A 19,136-nucleotide genomic window follows, 5' to 3' on the forward strand; every position below is an offset into this window, starting at 1 on the left:
CGCAACCGTTTGATCGGCATTCCGCATGAGCACGCCCCTCACCCTCACCCCAATCGATGGTCTTCCTTTGATCAAAAAGGGCGATGACCTCGCCGCGCTGCTGATTGCCGCCATGGCAGAAGACAAGCTTGAGCCCAAAGCCGGCGACGTGCTGGTTCTGGCACAGAAAATCGTCTCCAAGGCGGAAGGCCGCGCTGTCAAACTGTGCGATGTGACCCCAGGCCCGCAGGCGCAAGAGCTTGCCGCTGCGATCGGCAAGGATGCGCGCATGGTCGAGCTGATCCTCGGCGAAAGCCGCCGGGTGGTGCGCACCGGCCCCAACCTGCTGATCGTCGAAAACCGCAACGGGCTGATCATGGCCAATGCCGGGATCGACCGCTCGAATGTCGCCGAAAATGCCGAGGAAATCGCGCTTTTGCTGCCGCTCGATCCGGACGCGAGCGCTGCGCGGCTGCGCACGGCGCTGTCGGACCATTTCGGCATGGCGATTGCCGTACTGATCAACGATTCCTTCGGCAGGCCCTGGCGGCGCGGCACGGCTGGCACAGCGATCGGCGCTGCCGGATTGCCGGCGCTCATCGATATGCGCGGAGAGCCCGACCTGTTCGGCACACCATTGCAGCATACCGAAATCGCCTTTGGCGACGAAATCGCGGCTGCCGCCTCGCTGTTGATGGGGCAGGCTGCAGAAGGACGGCCTGCGGTCTTGATCAGCGGGCTTTCCTGGCAGGCAGACGCCAATCCGGCATCGACCCTGCAGCGCCCCGCCGGGCAGGACCTGTTCCGATAAAAATCCGGCAGGGCGCAATGCTGCCGGAACAAAATTCCGGCAAGCCCTGCCTTCGGGCGATAACAATGCCCTTCTGCTTCGGCTAATCTGACGGCACAATCAGAAAAAGCCTGTCAGAAGTGGAACGCAAGCATGAAAATCGGCGCCCTGTTTCCCCAATTCGAAATCGGAACCAATCCGAAGGATATTCGCGACTTTGCCGTGATCGCCGATGAACTCGGCTATACCCACCTGACCGCCTTCGACCAGATCATCGGGCTGAACAAACATAGCCGGCCGGACTGGACCTATGTTCATGATGCCGAAGACATGTTCCACGAGCTTTTCGTGCTTTACGGCTATCTTGCCGCCGTGACCAAGAAGATCGAGCTCGTCACCGGCGTGCTGGTGCTGCCGATGCGGGGCACGGCGCTCGTTGCCAAACAGGCCGCCGAAGTTGATCTCCTCAGCGGTGGCCGTCTGCGTCTCGGTGTCGGCGTCGGCGTCAAGCCCGAGGAATTCGAAGCCTGCGAGCGCGAATTCCGTGGCCGCGGCAAACGCATGGACGAGCAGATCGACGTGTTGCGCAAGCTCTGGTGCGCCGACCTCATCACCTATGAAGGCAAATATCACCGTATCGAGGATGGCGGCATCAATCCGTTGCCGGTCCAGCGGCCGATCCCGATCTGGATCGGCGGCGTCTCCGATGCCGCAATCAAACGCGTTGCCACGATCGGCGATGGCTGGCTGCCGAATTTCCAGGCCGACGACACCGGCAGGCGTGGCATTGCCCAGATGAAGGAGCTCGCCAAAGCCGCAGGCCGCGACCCCGACGCGATCGGCATTGAGGCAACGCTGACGATCATCGACCGTTCCTATGCCGAACTGCGCGAGGAAATCGAGGAATGGCGTGCCATCGGCGCCACCCACATCACCGTCAACACCATGCCGGAACGTTGGGTTGAGGAAGAAAAGCGCTGGAACAAGGCCGAGATGGACGGACTTGCCCACCCGGAAGAGCATATCGACGCAATCCGCCGTTTCCACGCCGCGATGAAGGACTATTTCTGAGCCGATGCCGGTCTTTGCCTCATCCGAATATCAGGCCCGGATCGCCCGCGTTCGTGACCGCATGCGGGAGAAGGGTTTCGATGCGCTGATTGCTGCCGATCCGGCCAGCATCAACTATCTGACCGGCTATGATGGCTGGTCCTTCTATGTCCACCAATATGTGCTGCTCGATCTCGACAGCGCCGAACCCTTATGGATCGGCCGAGCCATGGATGCCCCCGGCGCCCGGCTGACAAGTTTCCTGTCCGACAGCGCAATCCGTCCCTATCCGGAAAACTATGTTGATAGCTCCGCGCGCCATCCCGCCTCCTTTCTCGCTGAAGTGATCGCCGGACAGGGGCTTGCACGCGCCCGGATCGGTATCGATCTTGATGCCTTCTACTTTACCGCCAAGGACTATCTGACCCTGTCATCTGCCCTTCCCGCCGCAACGATCGGCGATACCGAGGGGCTCGTCAGCTGGGTCAGGCTGGTGAAATCGGATGCTGAAGTCGCGCTGATGCGCGGCGCCGGGCAGATCGTCTCGAAGGCGATGGAAGCCGGCATTCAGGCGATCCGTCCCGGTGTGCGCGAATGCGATGCCGTAGCCGAGATCACCGCTGCCCAGTTCCGCGGCACAGACGATTTCTGGGGAGACTACCCGGCCGCCCTCGCCGCAGTGCCAAGCGGCGCCAAGACCGCCGCCCCGCATCTCACCTGGTCGGGCGACCCTTATCAGACAGACAGCATCGCCTATCTCGAGCTTGGCGGCTGCCATGCGCGCTATCACGCCGCACTCGCCCGCACGCTTTATATGGGTGATCCGCCCGACGCCCTTCATCGCATGGCCGGTGTGGTGGCCGAGGGGCTTGAGACGGCGCTTGACGCCGCACGCGCCGGTGTCACCTGTCATGATGTCGAAGCGGCCTGGCGCCAGGTGATTGCCAAGGCCGGCTATGAAAAGTCCTCACGCATCGGCTATTCGATCGGCCTCAACTACCCGCCTGACTGGGGCGAGCGCACCGCAAGCCTGCGCGAGGGCGACATGACGGTACTGGAACCCAATATGTGCTTCCACATGATCCTTGGCATGTGGATGGATGACTGGGGCTATGAACTGAGCGAAACCTTGTGTATCCGGAAGACCGGAGCACCCGAAATCCTGACCTCCTTTCCACGGGAACTGACGATCAAGCCATGAGCGATGCTGCAGACAAAGCCCTGACCGAAGACATACCGGCACCTCTCAACGCCAAAGTTCTGGCGATCTGTGGCGGCGTTGGCGGCGCCAAGCTGGCGCTCGGCTTCTATCGCATCCTGAAGCAGGACCACCTGACGGTCGCCATCAATACCGGCGATGATTTCGAGCATCTGGGCCTGCATGTCTCACCGGATATCGACACCGTGACCTACACGCTTTCCGGCCTCAACGACACCCAGCGCGGCTGGGGCCTGAAGGATGAGAGCTGGAATTTCATGACCGGTCTTGGCCGGCTTGGCGGCGAGACCTGGTTCAATCTCGGCGATCAGGACATGGCCACCCATGTGCTGCGAACGGCGAAGATGAAGGCTGGCGAAAAGCTTTCCACCATTACCGCCGATTTCGCCCGCGAACTCGGTATCCGGGCGAAACTTCTGCCGATGAGCGACGATCCCGTGCGCACCATGGTCGACACCTCCGAAGGCGAATTGCCGTTCCAGCGCTATTTCGTCGGCCGCCAATGCGAACCGGAAATCCGCAGCATCCGCTTTTCCGGCATCAATGCCGCAAGACCGCATCCCGCCTTCATCAAGGCGCTCGCCGACCCGGAGCTGACGGCCATCGTCATCTGCCCGTCCAACCCTTATCTGAGCATTGATCCGATCCTGGCGCTGCCCGGCCTGCGCGACGCGCTGTCGATGGCGCCAGCCCCGGTGATTGCCGTTGCCCCCATTGTCGGCGGCCGGGCGATCAAGGGACCGACGGCAAAGATCATGCAGGAACTGAGGGTGCCGACAACGGTCTCCTCCATTGCCCAGCACTATACCAGCCTGATTGACGGCCTGATCGTCGACAATGCCGATGCCGCCGACATCCTGTCGCTGACCGTGCGCGTGGCCGTGACAGGCACGGTAATGGACAGCCTCAAGGACCGCGAACGGCTGGCCCGCACTGTGATCGACTTCGCCCGATCGCTGAAGCTGGAACAGGCAGTAAGCGCGCGCTGAAGCCGCCTTAGCGCATCGGCTCGAAAATCGGAATCGATTTTCGAAAAGAACGATGCGCAGATTCAATAAGTTAGAGCGTCCTGGTGCGTCCCAAAGGACGCACGGCGCTCTAAGGCAAGCGGCCGAGGCGCTCCAGCATCAGATCGTAAAAAGGCGGGTTGTTCAGTTCGCGCAGAACCATGCAATTGGGTGCCTGCTTGGTGACATTCCACCAGTCGACAACCGTCATGCCGATGGTCATCGGCGATGAGATCTCGATCGTCACATAGCAGTTCTTGCCGCCAAATAGATCGGGCCGCAGCAGATAGCCGATCACGCAGGGGTCATGCAGCGGATATTCATCCGTTCCGAATTTCTGATTGCCCCATTCCTGGTAAAACGCGGCCATGCCGGCGGCCTGGATCGCCGTATTGGTGCCGACGGCACGCAGCGTCTCCAGCCAGGCGGGCGTCATCACCGCCTTGTAGGTGCAGTCGATCGGCACCATGGTCAGCGCAACGCCAGAGGTGAACACGACATGGGCGGCATGGGGATCGACGAAAATGTTGAATTCAGCCGCCGGTGTCGTATTCCCGCCCTCGAAGAAGCCGCCGCCCATGAAAACGATCTCGCGGATCTTCGGCACAATGGCCGGTTCCTTGACCATGGCCATGGCGATATTGGTCATCGGCCCCAGCGGACACAGCGTGATCTCGCCGTCCTCTGACGCCATCAGCGTATCGATGATGAAATCGACGCCATGCCGGTCTCCCAAGGGCGCGGTTGGCTCCGGCAATTCGCAGCCATCAAGGCCGCTGTCGCCATGGACATATTCGGCGGTGAACAGCTTTTTCACCATCGGCCGCGCACAGCCGGGATAGACGGGAATATCAGAGCGGCCGGCAAGCGCCAGCACCTGCTGGGCATTGCGGGTGGTGCGCGACAGAGGCACGTTTCCGGCAACGGAGGTGACACCGACGACCTCCAGCTCCTCAGGCGATCCGAGCGCCAGCAAGATGGCAAAGGCGTCGTCCTGGCCGGGATCGGTATCAATGATGATTTTGCGCGGGGTCATGACATGCTCTCTCAAAAATCGTTTGTCCCAGCCGTTCCTTCGCCCCCGCCGGAGGCAAAAATCCGGAACGACCGAAACTCCTTTGGGGGAAACCGGATGGCCTGCGGGAGGATACTGGCCTTTGCCGCAGGAAAGGCCCTCATGAGGCCTTATAAAACACAGTCTGGCGGGATCATCTCCGAAACTTCGGCCGGATCCCGAAACTTATTCGGAAACCGCTTTGCCTCGGTGATTGTTTTTCCGCAAACCCGCTTCTAGGCTTTCAATCAGCCGGGACAGCGCCTGTCCTCGCGTAAAAACGACAATAAAAACAACTATAAATTCAAATTCCAGAGAGAGAACAAGCAATATGAGAAAATGGATCCCCCTGACGCTTGCGGCCGTTGTGACCGCCGCCGGCCTCCAGACCTCTGTCCGTGCGGAAGAGGCGCCGATCGAAATCGGCGTGATTGCCAATCTGACCGGTCCCGACGTCAAGACCAGCCTGCAGATGAGCCGTGGCGTTGAACTTGCAGCCGATGACATCAACGCCGCCGGCGGCATTAACGGCCATCCGGTCAAGCTGATCGTGGAGGATTCCGAATATCGCGCCCAGGAAGCGCTCAACGCCGCGACCAAGCTCTACACCGTCGACAAGGTTCCCGCCGCCATCATGTTCGGCGGTTCCAGCCTGATGATCCCGGTTGCGCAGATGGCCAAGGAACAGGGCAAGATCCTGATCAACACCTCTTCGTCCTCGCCCAAGCTCGGTGAATATCCCGGCACGCTGTTTTCCATCCTGCCGCTTGACGACATTGTCTCCAAGGATCTTGGTGACATGATTGCCGATGCCGGCATCAAGACCGCCGCTGTCGTCGTTCCCAACAATGCTTTCGGTCTTGGCGTTGCCGATGCGGCAACCGCCGAGTTCGAAGCCAGGGGCGGTAAGGTTGTCGAAAAGATCGCCTATACCGAAGGCCAGCCCGATTACCGCGCCGATGTGCAGGTTCTGGTCGGCGACGATGTCGGCGCCATCATTGCCACCGGCTACGGCGATGACAGCCGCACCGTATTCCGCAACATGCGCGAACTCGGCATCGATGCTCCCTGGTATGCCGCCTATCCCTCGATCCTCGACGTTGAAAACCCGGAATGGATGAACGGCAAGCTGACCGGTGTCGACAATGGCGGCTACGGCCAGGGTGTCGGCGAGAAGGTGCTGGCCGAATACAAGGCGAAATATGGCGATGAAGACGTGCTCGCCCACATCTATTACGGCTATGACGCGCTGATGGTGCTCGCCAAGGCCATGGAAAAGTCCGGCACCGAGCCTGCCGATATTGCCAAGGCGCTGCCGGAAGTGGTCAAGGACTATCAGGGTGCGACCGGCACCATCGTCTGGGATGATCGCGGTCAGCGCATCGACCCGCCGATCGACGTCATCACCTATGAAGACGGGAAGTTCGTGACCACCGGTCATCGTAACTGATCTTAAAAAAGACGCGCTGGCTGCCGCTACGGGCAGCCAGCGCTTCCTTTCACCTGCCGCCGCCCCGGCGGATCAAGGGTTTGCTGTGCTTCAGGTTCTCGTCAATTCCATCGTTTATGCGAGTGAGATCGCCGTGATCGCCGTTGGCGTATCGCTGTGCTATTCGATCCTTCGCTTTGCCAATTTCGCCCATATCCAGCTGGCGGTCGTCGGCGGCTATCTTTGCCACGCCTTTTCAACGCTGGCGCATTTTCCGCTGCCGCTGGCGATCTTCGCCTCGGCGATTGCCACCGGTTTCATCGCCATTCTCATCGATATGCTGGTCTTTTCGCGCATCCGCGACATCTCGCCGGAAGGCAAGATGATCGTTTCCTGGGGCGTGGCGCTGTTCATCCGCTCCATGGTGGCGGCGATCTGGGGCGGCTCCGCCCAGACCTTCAACGTCGATACCAAGGTAATCGTCTGGCACAAGACCGTCTTCACCTCGCTTGATTTCACCATTGTTGCGGCGACGATCGTGCTGATGGTGGCGCTGCATGCCTATCTCTACCGCACCCGGATCGGTTCGGCGCTCCGCGCACTTGCCAGCAACTGGGAACTGGCGGTCACCCGCGGCATTCCCGGTGAAAAGCTGATCCGGCTGATGTGGTTTCTCGCCGGTGCGCTGGCGGCCATCGGCGGTTCGCTGATGGCGATGCAGACGCGGCTGCAGCCGAGCCTTGATCTTCTGATCCTGCTGCCGGTCTTCGCCGCCGTGACCATTGGCGGCATGTCCAATGTCTTCGGCGCAGTGCTGGGCGCGATCGTGCTCTCTTTCGCACAGAATTTCCTGATCTGGTTCGATTTCGGCAGCCTGTTTGGCGGATCACCCTGGCATATCCCGACGCAGTTCCGCGACTATGTCGCCGTTTTGGCGCTGGTGATCATGCTGTTGTTCCGCTCTGGCTCGAAATCAACGGCGACGAGGTGATAAATGCTTGATTTTACGATCTATTGCACCACCGTCATTGCCATATGGGCGGTGCTTGCCATCAGTCTCAACATCCAGTTCGGCATGACAGGCCTGGTCAATTTCGGCCAGATCCTGCCCTTCGCACTCGGTTGCTATTCAGCTGGCATTGCCGCCTCGATGGGTTATGCCTGGTGGGCCGGCACGATCGCCGCACTTGTCATCGCACCCATCATCTCGCTGCTTGTCATCCTGCCGGCGAAACGCCTGTCGCAGGATTACTGGGCACTGATCACGCTGGGGGCAGCCGAACTTTTCCGGCTGACCATGCAGAACACGCCGTCTTTTGCCGGTGGTGCGGACGGCATCAACGTGCCGCGCTTTTCCGATCCGAAGATCGCCCTTGGCGTCGCCCTTGGCCTGCTCGTCTTTTCCTATCTCTTCGCCCAGCGCCTGAGCGGTTCGCCGCTTGGCCGCATGCTGCGGGTGCTGCGTGAGGACGAAATGCTGGCCTCAACGCTCGGGCGCGATCCGGCACGCTATCATGCGCTGGTCTCGATGCTGTCCTGGATGATGGCAGCGGCGGCCGGTGTCGTCTACGGTCATTTCGCCGGCTATGTGGCGCCGACAAGCTTTACCGTCACGGAGACTTTCATCATCTGGACAACGGTCATCCTTGGCGGGCCGGGCCGCAATATCGGTGTCATCATCGGCGCTGTCATCGTCCAGCTGATCGGCGTTTCCTCGCGTTTCGTCGCCGGCTGGGTCGATCTGCCGCCGGATCTGATAGCCAATCTGCGGCTTGCCGCCTTTGGCCTGATCCTGGTGGTGATGTTCATCTACCGGCCGCAGGGCCTGATCCCGGAAAAGAAGGAGGTCCACCATGCTGAAGGCGACTGATATCAGCCTGGCCTTCGGTGGCTTCAAGGCCCTGAACGACGTCAGCATCGAAGCGGCGCCCGGCAGCATTACCGGGCTGATCGGCCCCAACGGCTCGGGCAAATCGACGCTTCTGAACGTCATCAGCGGTGTCTATGTGCCCGATCATGGCAGCGTGACGCTTGACCGCAATCCGCTGCCGCTCGGAAAGCCAGAGGAGGTCGCCGCCCGTGGTATCGGCCGCACCTTTCAGGTGCCGCGCCTGGCCCGACGGCTGAGCGTGTTCCAGAACATGCTGGCCGGTGAGCCCAACCATGCGGGTGAAAACATCTTCGATCTGTTCCTGCGTCCGGGCCGGGTGGCGGCACAGGAAAGAACCGCCACGAAACGGGCATGGGCGATCCTGAAACGGCTCGGCATGGACCTGAAGGCCAATGATCCGGCCGGCAGCCTTTCCGGTGGCCAACAAAAGCTGCTCACCATGGGCATGCTGCTGATGGCCGATCCCGCCGTGCTTCTGCTCGATGAACCGGCAGCGGGCGTCAATCCGGTGCTGATCGCCCAGCAGGTGGACTTTCTGAAATCCCTGAAGGCGGAAGGCCGCACGGTGATCCTGATCGAGCATAATATGGAAATGATCGCCAATGTCTGCGACCGCGCCTATGTGCTGGATGCCGGCGAAGTGATTGCCTTTGGCACACCGGCTGAAATCCGCGCCAATGAGCAGGTGATCCGGTCCTATCTCGGCCAGCCGGCCGAACAGGAGTAGACCCCATGAGCGAAATCCTCTCCTTCCACAATGTCACCGCCGGCTATGGCCTGATCACCGTTTTGAACGACCTGTCGCTTTCGCTTCAAAGCGGTGAAATCCTCACGGTTCTGGGTGCCAATGGCTGCGGCAAGTCGACGGTTTTGAAAACCGCGATGGGCCTGACCCAGACGACGTCGGGCCGGCTGATGCTGGCCGGCACCGATATCACCGCCATGCCGGCGCATGAGCGCGCCAGGGCCGGGCTCGGCTATGTGCCGCAGAACAAGAACATCTTCGCCGATATGAGCGTTGCCGACAATCTGCGCATGGGGGCCTATCTCTATCCGGGAGACCTCTCACGCGATGTCGAGCAGGTCTACGCGCTGTTTCCGCGCATCCGGGAGAAGCGCAATGACAGGGCAGGCAATCTTTCCGGCGGCGAGCGGCGCATGCTCTCGCTCGGCCTGACGCTGCTGCTGAAGCCGAAAATCCTTCTGCTGGATGAGCCAAGCAGTGACCTTGCACCCTCGACGGTGGATCTTGTTTTCCGCTCCATTCGCGATATCCATAGCGAGATGAATATTCCGATCCTGCTCGTCGAGCAGAATGTCAACAAGGCGCTGGAAATCGCCGACCGGGTCTGTGTTCTGGCGCGCGGACACGAAGCGCTGATCGCGCCGAAAGATGAGGTCGACACCCACCAGCTGCACGCGCTGTTCATGGATGGCAGTGTCAAGACCAGCTGAGAAAGGCCACTGATGATCGACAACCCGCCCCCATGGCCGGATGGCGCACGCATGGCGGTTGCCTTTTCCTTCGATGTCGATGCCGATAGCGTCGTCCATGCAAGCCATGGCGCCGAGGCGATCCACATGCCGCATGCGCTGGCCCATATGCGTTACGACCCCTTTGTCGGTACGCCCCGCCTTTGCAAACTGTTCGCTGCACGCAATGTGCCGATCACCTGTTTCGTGCCGGGCTGGGTGGCGGAAACCTATCCGGGCGCGGTGGAGGCGATCCTCGAACATGGCAATGAGCTCGGCCATCACGGGCATTTCCACGAATGGCCGAGCCGGCAGACGGCCGCGGCCGAGCGCGAAACGCTGGAACGCGGTATCGAGGTGCTGACGCGGCTTTCGGGAAAACGCCCGCGCGGCTATCGCGCGCCCTATTACGGCCTGTCGCAGACGACCTATGACCTGCTGATCGAACTGGGTTTTGCCTATGACAGTTCGCTCTTTGCCGATGACATTCCGATCATCCTGGACAATGGCAAGGGCAGGCTCATCGAAATCCCGGTACCCGCAACGATCGACGATTACAATCACTATGTCTCGAGCCGCGCCTTTGACTATCTGATGAAAGTGTCATCGCCGAAACAGGCGCTTGAGGTCTATCGCGCCGATTTCGACGCCATGTATGAATTCGGCGGGTTATGGGTCTCCTGCTGGCATCCGGGCGTCAGCGGCCGGCCCGCCCAGGCCATCGCGATCCGCGAACTGATCGATTACATGCAGGAAAAGGGCGACGTCTGGTTTGCCACGATCGGCGAAATCACCGATCATGTGAACGGCCTGATTGCTGCTGGCACATTGTCGCCCCGCGTTGAAACCATTCCCTTCTATTCGTCGCCGGTTCTCGGCGGCCGAGATCAAGAAACACCATGACAGATCCGCTGAAACACACGCCCTCCGGCCTGCCGCGCGCCCGCAATTACGCGATCGCCTTTGATGGCGAGACCGGTAAGAACAATGCCATCACCGATGTTGCCGGGGTTTCTGTTGGTTACAAGACACTGATTTCAGGCGATGGCCCGCTTGACGTCGGCAAGGGCCCGGTGCGCACCGGCGTCACCGCCATTCTGCCGCGCCCGCGGGCGCAGATCACGGAACCCGTCTTTGCCGGTCTGTTCTCCGCCAATGGCAATGGCGAGATGACCGGTTCTCACATGATCGAGGAGGTTGGCAGTTTCACCTTTCCGATCACCATCACCAATACCCATTCCTGCGGGATTGCCCGCGACGCGACGATCCGCTGGGTGACGGACACCCTGCCCGGCGCGCTTGACGATGCCTGGGGTCTGCCGGTGGCAGCGGAAACCTATGACGGTTTTCTCAACGATATCGATGGTCATCATCTCACATCCGCCGATGTCGCTGCGGCGATCGACAATGCGACGGACGGCGCGATCGAGGAAGGCAGTGTCGGCGGTGGAACCGGCATGATTGCCTTTCAGTTCAAGGCCGGTTCCGGCACGGCTTCACGGATGGTGCCGTGGCAGGGCGGTCGCTATACGGTCGGCGCCTTCGTGCAGGCCAATTTCGGCAAGCGGCGCAACCTGATGATCCGTGGTGCGCGGGTGGGCGAGGCGCTGGCGGAGCCAGCCATGGTGGAAAACACGCCGCGCAAGGAAAAGGGGTCGATCATCGCCGTGATCGCGACTGACGCACCTTTCATGCCGCATCAGCTGAAGCGGCTGGCGCGGCGCATTCCGCTCGGCATCGCCTGGACAGGCGGGCTCGGCTACCATTCCTCAGGCGATATCTTTCTCGCCTTCTCCACCGCCAACGGATCGGCGGCGGCCGGCACACCCGGCCGACTGCTGGAGGCGCACTATATCCCGGACGCGGATATCGATCCCTTTTTCGATGCGGTCGTCCAGTCGGTGGAAGAAGCGATCCTCAATGCCATGATCGCCAATTCAGACATGACCGGCCGGGATGGCAATTTCGTACCCTGTCTGCCGAAAACCTGGCTGGACAAGCGGTATAAAGTCGTAACTTAATAGCAGGAAGGGGGACAAATGGAGAATTGAATGATCGGTGAAAAACTGGATGCGGTTGATGTCAGGATCCTGTCCCTCCTGCAGAAGAATGGCCGCGCCAAGAAAGTGGAACTCGCCGAGGCCGTCGGCCTGTCGCTTTCCTCCTGCTGGGACCGGCTGCAGAAGCTGGAGCAGGCCGGTCTTGTAAAAGGCTATCACGCCGAGATCGATCTCTCCCGGATTGTCCGCTGCGAATTCATCTTCACCACGCTGTCGCTGCAGAACCACACGCGGGCGCATTTTGCCCGTTTCGAGCAGGTGGTGCGGCAGACGCCCGAGATCATTTCCTGTTTCGCCGTTGGCGGCGGCATCGACTATATCCTGCATATGGCCGTGCTCAGCATCAGCCATTATCAGGATATCATTGACGGGCTGCTGGCCCGCGAACTCGGTATTTCCGTCTATTTCACCTATGTCGTGACCAAGGCGGTCAAGCCCTATGACGGCTATCCACTCGCCCATCTTCTGGACGTCAGCACGACAGGCTAGACCGAAGGAGGCCTACAGCATTTCCAGCGCTTCAGGACCGTTTGGCGGTGCGAAAAGCTGGTCAAGCGCTGCCAGGGTCTCATCGCTGAGAGTGGTTTCGGCGGCTTTTGCATTTTCTTCCACATGATCAGGTCGCGCGGCCTTGGGGATGGCGATGACATGGTCATGGCGCATAACCCAGGCAAGCGCCAGCTGGGCCGGTGTCAGCCCAACTTCGCCCGAAAGCCGGAACAGCCCGGCCTCACGCAGAAGACGCGCCTGTTCAACCGGTGAATAGGCCATGACCGGAACATCTTCCTCTTTGCACCAGTCGAGAAGATCCCACTCGATACCGCGCCGGGTGAGATTATAGAGCACCTGATTGGCGGCAACGGCGTCACCGCCCGGTGCGGCAACAAGCGTTTCCATATCTTCGACATCGAAATTGGAAACGCCCCATTGGCGGATTTTGCCCGCCTGTTGCAGCCGTTCAAAGGCCTCTACTGTCTCCTCCAGCGGCACACTGCCCGGCCAGTGCAGAAGGTAAAGATCGAGACAGTCCGTACCGAGACGTTTCAGCGAAGCCTCGCAGGCAGACACCGTCCCCGTCAGCGACGCATGATAGGGCAGCACCTTGGAGACGAGGAAAACCTCGTCGCGCCGTGTGGCGATCGCCTCGCCGACCCGTCGTTCCGACCGCCCGTCGCCATACATTTCCGCCGTGTCGATCAGCGTCATGCCAAGATCGATGCCGCGATTGATCGCCGCGATTTCCTGGTTGCGCAGGGCCGGATCATCGCCGACATACCAGGTGCCCTGCCCCATCGCCGAAACCTTTTCTCCACCCGGAAGCGTGACCGTCTTCATCGCCTACCCCTTGCCGTTTTCGCGCGCCATGCCCGCTTCGTCGCATTGGTTCATGCTATTCCGGTTAGCGTCGGCAGACAACAAAAAGAGCCGACGCCAGCGCCCGGCCCTCAGACCGTTGACAACATCATTCAGATGACCTGCTTGGGGTAAAATAACCGCCCCCTCCGTCGTCATCCCCGTGCTTGTCACGGGGATCCATATTCATAAGACATTGAATAGACAAGTTCTTTCGCCGCGCAGACGCGCGTCGGCTGGATGCCTGTGACAAGCACAGGCATGACGTCAGAAAATAGGGGCCAGGTTTCTCAGCAGCCAGAAGGCCGAATAGGCCTTCAAACCGTCGACAGAGCTTTCCAATCCCAACTGGCGTCATGTCTGGACCTGACACAACTATGACGCCGCCGTGGGTCTGCTCGGCCAGAGTCCCTTTTGGTCCAATGCCCTGAAGAGCCTCGATCCCCGTGACGAGCACGGGGATGACGACGGAGGGGGCGGCCATTCCACCCCGAACAGGCAATCTGAACGACTTAACCAACAGTCTGAAAGACTATTCGGCCTCTTCGATCAACAGATCCTGTGCGCCTTCCCAAAGACACAGACGGCCGATCTCGGGCAGTTTGTCGAGATTTGAGGTGATGGTGATGAAATGGTTGCCAGCGAGCTGGCCCATCTTGGAGGAGAAATCGACGCCGCCATAGGCAAGCAGGATTTCGGTTTCCGAAATGCCGCCCGGATAGAGAATGAACTGGCCGGGGGCCGGATGGCTGGTGTGGTTTTCATAACCAACGCCGAAATCGGTTTCGCCGAGCGGCACCCAGACGCCCTCGCCCGACCAGCGGACATGCACGACCTGGCTCTTGTAGGGTAGGTGCGGCGCGAAAGCGGCAGCGGTCTTTGGCGCCTTTTCGGTTTCCAGAACGGCGTCGAAAACGAGCGGTCCGGCGGTGATTTTCAGTTTCATAAGATTTCCTTTCAAAACGCGAAGGCCCAGATCTTGCGGGGTGTGGCAGGGCCGTACTGGCCCTTCCTGCCGGTCTGCATGCCTTCAAGCCTTTCGCCGATCTGGACGGTCCTGCCATCGCGAATACCGATTGCGGCCATGCAGCGCCTTGGCGTGTTTGTGCACGGCCTCCTCACAGCGGCCAGGCACGACCTTCCGGATCAGCATGGCATTCTTTTCGAACGTGATATCGCATCGGCAAATCCTGTTTGCGTACAACGTATCCCACCATAACGCCCAAACCATCAAGCAGAATGCAAGCATCGGCCAGAGCATCGGGCGAAAAGCAGCAAGATCAACAAAAGTGGCAAATCCGGCGGCGCGATCGCGGGCGCATTTTTCCATCAATCCAGCCACGCAAACGCCCCGGCAAGAGGGACGCTGGCGCCTGTCCGGCACCGGTGTCCGGCATCAAGCTTGCAGCCAGAAAATCAGTCGCCGCTATCGGCCAGACGCTCAGCCTCTTCGACGGCAAGTGCCGCCATCTGCAAAATCGCCTCGCGCGATGCCGCCACGGCAATGAAGCGGGCATTGTGGCAGAAGCGGGCGCCCTTGACGCCTGAAGCGGCCTCAAGCTCGGCATCGGTCAGCCCCGCCCAGGCCACCGGAAGATCGGCCCGCTGTTCGAAGCCCTCGTCAAATTTACGGATGCCGGTGATCGTCCAATCCTTGTCACGCGGGTTGACGACAAACAGCAGATGATCGGCGCCAGCCTTTTTCACTGCCGACTGGAAAGGCATGCCGCGCGGCAATTCGAGAACCCGCGACGTCCCGGCAGCGGCAATCGCGTCCATGACGATCTTTTCAGCCCTGAACTTTGCCGCCCGCCCGGCGATAACGGCTTCGACAATGGTGCGGGCAATCTGCAACGCGGTTTCGAAAGCACTCGTCTCTGCATCCGGATCCGTCTCGTCAAAGGCTGGCTTCAGCGCTTCGAGCAGCCCCGGAAGCGTCATCTCGGCGAGCAGTGGATTGATCGATGCCGGACTGAAGACACCGTTGTCCATCAGATCGATCGGCAGCACGAAACCGCTGTCAAATCGCTGATGAATCGCCTCCAGATCGGCTTCGGGAACATCGAGCGCACGCAGATAGTCCCGGCCGAAATGCCGCCAGATCAGCCCGAATGAACTCAATGGTTGACCATCATCACGCAGCGGCGCCTCGCGCTGGTGGTGATCGAAAATCCGCAATCCCGCATCATAGGCACGTCCGACGTCATAGACGATGCGATCAGGTGCAGGAGTGATCCAGTTCTTGTCCCGGCTCCGGACGATCCGGGCTTCGGGAAACAAACGGGTCAGAATGACAGAAGAGAGTAACTCGTCCGCATGAAATCCTCCGGAATGCGTAACGAGGAAGTCGGTGGTCATCTTTCTGGCGTCTTTCGGCAATGGTTTCAGGTATCCGCTGTATAAATCAGGCAGCGCATATTAGCGCAATTCCCTCTAAGCGCGTTTTTTTGATGAAGCATGTCTGTCATCATCTCACAAGCGCCTGTAACAGACAAATCCCGTCAAAAACCACTCTGAAAATCTGCTACCGGCCGGATACGCCTGAAAGCGCATAACGGCCTGTTCAGGGTGCCCGAGGCAGCCGCGGCCATATGTGGGCACGCCGCGCAACCGCGAAAGATCAGAGGATCTTCACTGGCCTTGTCCATTGGATCAGCACGACACAGCCCTCCTGTGAGTGAACGGAATGGATCGTGCCTTCAGGATTTGCAACAAATGAGCCCACCGGATAATGGCCGAATTCATCGCTCTGCGATCCTTCCAGCACCAGAATGGTTTCCAGCCCCTGATGCAGATGGCGCGGCACGGAAGCGCCGGGGGCATAGCGCAGAAGCGCCACTTCCGGCTCACCGGTCACCAGCCTGCAGATCTCCACCCCCTCGCGGAAAAATTCGAATTCATAAGACCGCCAGCCACCGGCAAGGAAATCGGTAAAGATCGAGACAGTGCTCATGCGAGCGCCTCCACGATCTGATCGGTTTCAGCTGCCCAGCCGATGATCGCCCCCTGTGCGGTGATCATGTCGATCGCCGCCTGCTTGAATGCGGGAAAATAGCTTTCCGTCGCATCCGTCGCCAGCAGGCATTCATAGCCCCGGTCATTGGCCTCGCGCATGGTGGTCTGCACGCAGACCTCGGTGGTGACACCGGCAAAGACGAGCTGGGTGATGCCGCGCTCTTTCAGCATGTCTGACAGCGGCGTTGCGTAGAATGCGCCCTTGCCCGGCTTGTCGAGCACGATCTCGCCTGCAACCGGATAGAGATCCGGGACAATATCGGCACCCGGTTCACCGGCAATCAGGATACGGCCCATGGGGCCTGGATCGCCAATCCTGAGCGCCGGGTTGCCGCGCTCGCGCTTGGCTGGTGGACAATCGGCAAGATCCGGCCGGTGGCATTCGCGCGTGTGAATGACGGTAAGGTTTGCAGCGCGAAACCCGGCGATCAGACGCGCCGTTGCTGGTATGATCGCCTGCAACAGCGCCACCTTGTTGCCCAGTGTTTCACCAAAGCCGCCGGGTTCAATGAAATCGCGCTGCATGTCGATGACAATCAGTGCCGTGCTTTCCGGTTTGAGATCGAAATTGAAAGGTCTTGCCTTGATGATTGCCATCATTGATGTCCTGCCATGTGCCGGCCGATCTCGCCGATATCGGCGCCGGCGCGTTGCGTTTCATAGGCGATATGCCCTTCCGACATCACCAGAATGCGGTCGGAGAGTTCGAGAATTTCATCCAGGTCCTCGGAAATCAGCAGGACGGCTGCGCCCTGATTGCGCGCCGCCATAATGCGCGCGCGGATTTCGGCAACGGCCGAGAAATCGAGGCCGAAACAGGGATTGGCGATAATGAGCAGATCGACCTTGCCCGTCAGCTCGCGCGCCAGAACCGCGCGCTGGACATTGCCGCCCGAAAGGGCTGCGATCGGCGCGGACAGCGAGGCTGTCTTGACCTTGTATTCGCCGACCAGCCTTGCCGCCTCTTTCGCCATCCGCCGTCCATCGAGCCAGAATTGCGGCCTGCCAGAGGAAAAATCAAAGTCGCGCAGGAACATGTTTTCCGCCACCGTCATTTTCGGCGCACAGGCATTTTTCAAAGGTTCTTCCGGGAGATAACGCACATTGAACCGGCGCGCCTCCGCCCGGCTGGCATGAAAGGGCGTATCCTTCACCCTGATAGCCCCGGCCTCCAGCGGCCGCTGCCCGGTCAGCATCTCCATCAGTTCCATCTGTCCATTGCCGGACACCCCGGCAATGCCGACAATCTCGCCGGATTTCACCGTCAGATCGGCAATATCAATGGTCTTGAGGCCCGAACGGTCTGGCGCCCTTGCGCCTTCAACGCTCAGCACGGGGGGGCCATCGAATGCCACGCGGGCGGCGGGGCGGACCAGTTCCTTCTCCCCGATCATCATCGCCGCCATATCAGCGGCCGAAAGCCCGGATACTTTGCCGCCGCCGACATGTTCGCCGCGCCGGAGCACAGACACAGCATCGGCAAAGGCGGTGACCTCACGGAATTTGTGGGAAATCATCAGACAGGTCAGTTCCCCCGCTGTCGTCAGCCCGCGCACCATGCCGAGCAGTTCATCGGCCTCGGACGGTGTCAGCACCGAGGTCGGTTCATCAAGGATCAGAAACCGGCGGCCAAGATAGAGCTGTTTCAGCAGTTCCAGCTTCTGCTTTTCACCGGCCGCAAGCCGTCCGACCGGAATATCGAGCGGCACCTTGAACGGCATGCGGGCCATGAAACCGGCAAGCGCCTGCTTCTCTTTTTTCCAGTTGATCCGCGCCGGGGCATCGGCCCGGCTGATCACGAGGTTTTCCGCCGCCGTCAGCGACGGCACCAGCGTGAAATGCTGGTAGACCATGCCAAGACCGAGATCATGCGCGGCACGGGGGTCGGCAATATCGGCCTCCATACCATCCACCATCATCTGGCCGGATGTCGGGCGGTAGAAGCCCATCATGCATTTCACCAGCGTCGATTTTCCTGCCCCGTTCTCGCCGAGCAGAACATGGAAGGACCCCGGTTGAACCGTGATTGAGACATCGTTCAGCGCCGTGAAACTGCCGAAACGCATGGTCATGCCATGGGTTGAAACGCCAATGGCACGGTCGGGGACTTTCGGGGCTTTCAGCGCTGTGATCATGGCAGCGCGCTCACGAGTTTCTCGCTGTCGGAGACCGAGCCGAACACGCCGCCCTGCATCTTGACCATATTGATGGCTGCGGCATGATTGCCCGGATCGGTCGCTCCGCAGCAATCCTCCAGAATGACGCATTCAAAGCCGCGGTCATTGGCCTCGCGCATGGTGGTATGAACGCAGACATCGGTGGTGATGCCGGTCAGGATGATATTCTCGATACCGCGCAGGCGCAGAATCAGTTCCAGATCGGTGGCACAGAAAGACCCCTTGCCGGGCTTGTCGATGATCACTTCGCCCGGCAGCGGCGCCAGTTCGTCGATGATCTCCCAGCCCGGCTCGCCGCGCACCAGTATCCGCCCGCAGGGACCTGCATCGCCGATGCCTGCGCCGATCTGCTGCGAACGCCAGCGCTTGTTGGGCGGCAGGTCGGAAAGATCGGGGCGATGGCCTTCGCGGGTGTGAATGATGTGGTAGCCTTTTTCACGCATGGCGGAAAGAACCGCCTTTATCGGTCCGATCGGTGCGCGCGTCAGGCTCAGATCATAGCCCATCTTGTCAACATAGCCGCCGACGCCACAGAAATCCGTCTGCATGTCGATGATGATCAGCGCGGTATTCTCCGGGCGGAGATCGCCATTATAGGGCCAGAGATAGGGATCTGCCGTTATAGTGGTCATGGTTCCA

General features: G+C 60.2%; 21 protein-coding genes. 12 read left to right on the plus strand and 9 right to left on the minus strand.

Annotated elements, in window-relative coordinates; genetic code table 11:
- Positions 1-25: 25 nt before the first annotated feature.
- From cofE to cofD, 4 genes are all read left to right on the plus strand, one after another.
- Positions 26-790, plus strand: coding sequence for a coenzyme F420-0:L-glutamate ligase (gene cofE, locus FJU08_RS04375; protein WP_141147759.1), 765 nt, complete (start codon positions 26-28; stop codon positions 788-790).
- Between the two features lie 132 nt (positions 791-922).
- Complete coding sequence (locus FJU08_RS04380) at positions 923-1,840, plus strand: LLM class F420-dependent oxidoreductase (protein ID WP_141147760.1); 918 nt, start codon at positions 923-925, stop codon at positions 1,838-1,840.
- Between the two features lie 4 nt (positions 1,841-1,844).
- Positions 1,845-3,020 (plus strand): M24 family metallopeptidase, encoded by a 1,176-nt coding sequence (locus FJU08_RS04385; protein WP_141147761.1) that lies wholly within the window; start codon positions 1,845-1,847, stop codon positions 3,018-3,020.
- Positions 3,017-4,027, plus strand: a complete 1,011-nt coding sequence (cofD, locus tag FJU08_RS04390) for a 2-phospho-L-lactate transferase (protein WP_141147762.1) — start codon at positions 3,017-3,019, stop codon at positions 4,025-4,027. Before FJU08_RS04385 ends, cofD begins: the two co-directional genes overlap by 4 nt.
- Before the next feature lie 109 nt (positions 4,028-4,136).
- Here the strand turns inward: cofD and FJU08_RS04395 are convergent, their stop codons facing one another.
- The gene (locus tag FJU08_RS04395) at positions 4,137-5,081 is read right to left on the minus strand and encodes a nucleoside hydrolase (protein WP_141147763.1); all 945 of its coding nucleotides are present in this window, start codon (positions 5,079-5,081) and stop codon (positions 4,137-4,139) included.
- 349 nt (positions 5,082-5,430) lie between these two features.
- Between FJU08_RS04395 and FJU08_RS04400 the strand changes: the two genes are divergently transcribed.
- The 8 genes from FJU08_RS04400 (at position 5,431) to FJU08_RS04435 (ending at position 12,441) form a co-directional block, all read left to right on the plus strand.
- The gene (locus FJU08_RS04400) at positions 5,431-6,549 is read left to right on the plus strand and encodes an ABC transporter substrate-binding protein (RefSeq protein WP_141147764.1); all 1,119 of its coding nucleotides are present in this window, start codon (positions 5,431-5,433) and stop codon (positions 6,547-6,549) included.
- Positions 6,550-6,634: 85 nt separating this feature from the next.
- Positions 6,635-7,519 (plus strand): branched-chain amino acid ABC transporter permease, encoded by an 885-nt coding sequence (locus tag FJU08_RS04405; RefSeq protein ID WP_181409745.1) that lies wholly within the window; start codon positions 6,635-6,637, stop codon positions 7,517-7,519.
- A gap of 3 nt (positions 7,520-7,522) precedes the next feature.
- Positions 7,523-8,398: a branched-chain amino acid ABC transporter permease gene (locus FJU08_RS04410; protein ID WP_141147766.1), complete on the plus strand. Its 876-nt coding sequence runs from the start codon at positions 7,523-7,525 to the stop codon at positions 8,396-8,398.
- A complete protein-coding gene (locus tag FJU08_RS04415) occupies positions 8,382-9,146 on the plus strand; it encodes an ABC transporter ATP-binding protein (protein WP_141147767.1) in 765 nt (254 codons plus the stop codon). The genes FJU08_RS04410 and FJU08_RS04415 overlap by 17 nt, the downstream gene beginning before the upstream one ends.
- Positions 9,147-9,151: 5 nt before the next feature.
- Positions 9,152-9,874, plus strand: a complete 723-nt coding sequence (locus FJU08_RS04420; protein WP_141147768.1) for an ABC transporter ATP-binding protein — start codon at positions 9,152-9,154, stop codon at positions 9,872-9,874.
- Between the two features lie 12 nt (positions 9,875-9,886).
- The gene (locus tag FJU08_RS04425) at positions 9,887-10,795 is read left to right on the plus strand and encodes a polysaccharide deacetylase family protein (RefSeq protein WP_141147769.1); all 909 of its coding nucleotides are present in this window, start codon (positions 9,887-9,889) and stop codon (positions 10,793-10,795) included.
- Positions 10,792-11,913, plus strand: coding sequence for a DmpA family aminopeptidase (locus tag FJU08_RS04430; protein ID WP_141147770.1), 1,122 nt, complete (start codon positions 10,792-10,794; stop codon positions 11,911-11,913). Before FJU08_RS04425 ends, FJU08_RS04430 begins: the two co-directional genes overlap by 4 nt.
- A 30-nt stretch (positions 11,914-11,943) precedes the next feature.
- On the plus strand, positions 11,944-12,441 hold the full coding sequence (locus tag FJU08_RS04435) for an Lrp/AsnC family transcriptional regulator (RefSeq protein ID WP_141147771.1): 498 nt from the start codon (positions 11,944-11,946) through the stop codon (positions 12,439-12,441).
- 12 nt (positions 12,442-12,453) lie between these two features.
- Here the strand turns inward: FJU08_RS04435 and FJU08_RS04440 are convergent, their stop codons facing one another.
- From FJU08_RS04440 to biuH, 8 genes are all read right to left on the minus strand, one after another.
- Complete coding sequence (locus FJU08_RS04440) at positions 12,454-13,287, minus strand: aldo/keto reductase (protein ID WP_141147772.1); 834 nt, start codon at positions 13,285-13,287, stop codon at positions 12,454-12,456.
- A 550-nt stretch (positions 13,288-13,837) separates the two neighbouring features.
- Positions 13,838-14,251 carry a DUF3830 family protein gene (locus FJU08_RS04445; protein WP_141147773.1) on the minus strand — a complete coding sequence of 138 codons (414 nt, stop codon included), beginning with the start codon at positions 14,249-14,251 and terminating at the stop codon, positions 13,838-13,840.
- Positions 14,252-14,335: 84 nt separating this feature from the next.
- The gene (locus FJU08_RS04450; RefSeq protein ID WP_141147774.1) at positions 14,336-14,647 is read right to left on the minus strand and encodes a hypothetical protein; all 312 of its coding nucleotides are present in this window, start codon (positions 14,645-14,647) and stop codon (positions 14,336-14,338) included.
- Between the two features lie 74 nt (positions 14,648-14,721).
- The gene (locus FJU08_RS04455; protein ID WP_141147775.1) at positions 14,722-15,663 is read right to left on the minus strand and encodes an MYG1 family protein; all 942 of its coding nucleotides are present in this window, start codon (positions 15,661-15,663) and stop codon (positions 14,722-14,724) included.
- 262 nt (positions 15,664-15,925) lie between these two features.
- Positions 15,926-16,258: a cupin domain-containing protein gene (locus tag FJU08_RS04460; RefSeq protein ID WP_141147776.1), complete on the minus strand. Its 333-nt coding sequence runs from the start codon at positions 16,256-16,258 to the stop codon at positions 15,926-15,928.
- On the minus strand, positions 16,255-16,917 hold the full coding sequence (locus FJU08_RS04465) for a cysteine hydrolase family protein (RefSeq protein WP_141147777.1): 663 nt from the start codon (positions 16,915-16,917) through the stop codon (positions 16,255-16,257). Before FJU08_RS04465 ends, FJU08_RS04460 begins: the two co-directional genes overlap by 4 nt.
- Positions 16,917-18,452, minus strand: a complete 1,536-nt coding sequence (locus FJU08_RS04470) for an ABC transporter ATP-binding protein (RefSeq protein WP_407943684.1) — start codon at positions 18,450-18,452, stop codon at positions 16,917-16,919. The genes FJU08_RS04465 and FJU08_RS04470 overlap by 1 nt, the downstream gene beginning before the upstream one ends.
- A complete protein-coding gene (gene biuH, locus FJU08_RS04475; RefSeq protein ID WP_141147779.1) occupies positions 18,452-19,129 on the minus strand; it encodes a biuret amidohydrolase in 678 nt (225 codons plus the stop codon). The genes FJU08_RS04470 and biuH overlap by 1 nt, the downstream gene beginning before the upstream one ends.
- Between the last annotated feature and the right edge of the window lie 7 nt (positions 19,130-19,136).

The sequence above is a fragment of the Martelella alba genome, assembly GCF_006516955.1.
Lineage (GTDB): Bacteria > Pseudomonadota > Alphaproteobacteria > Rhizobiales > Rhizobiaceae > Martelella > Martelella alba.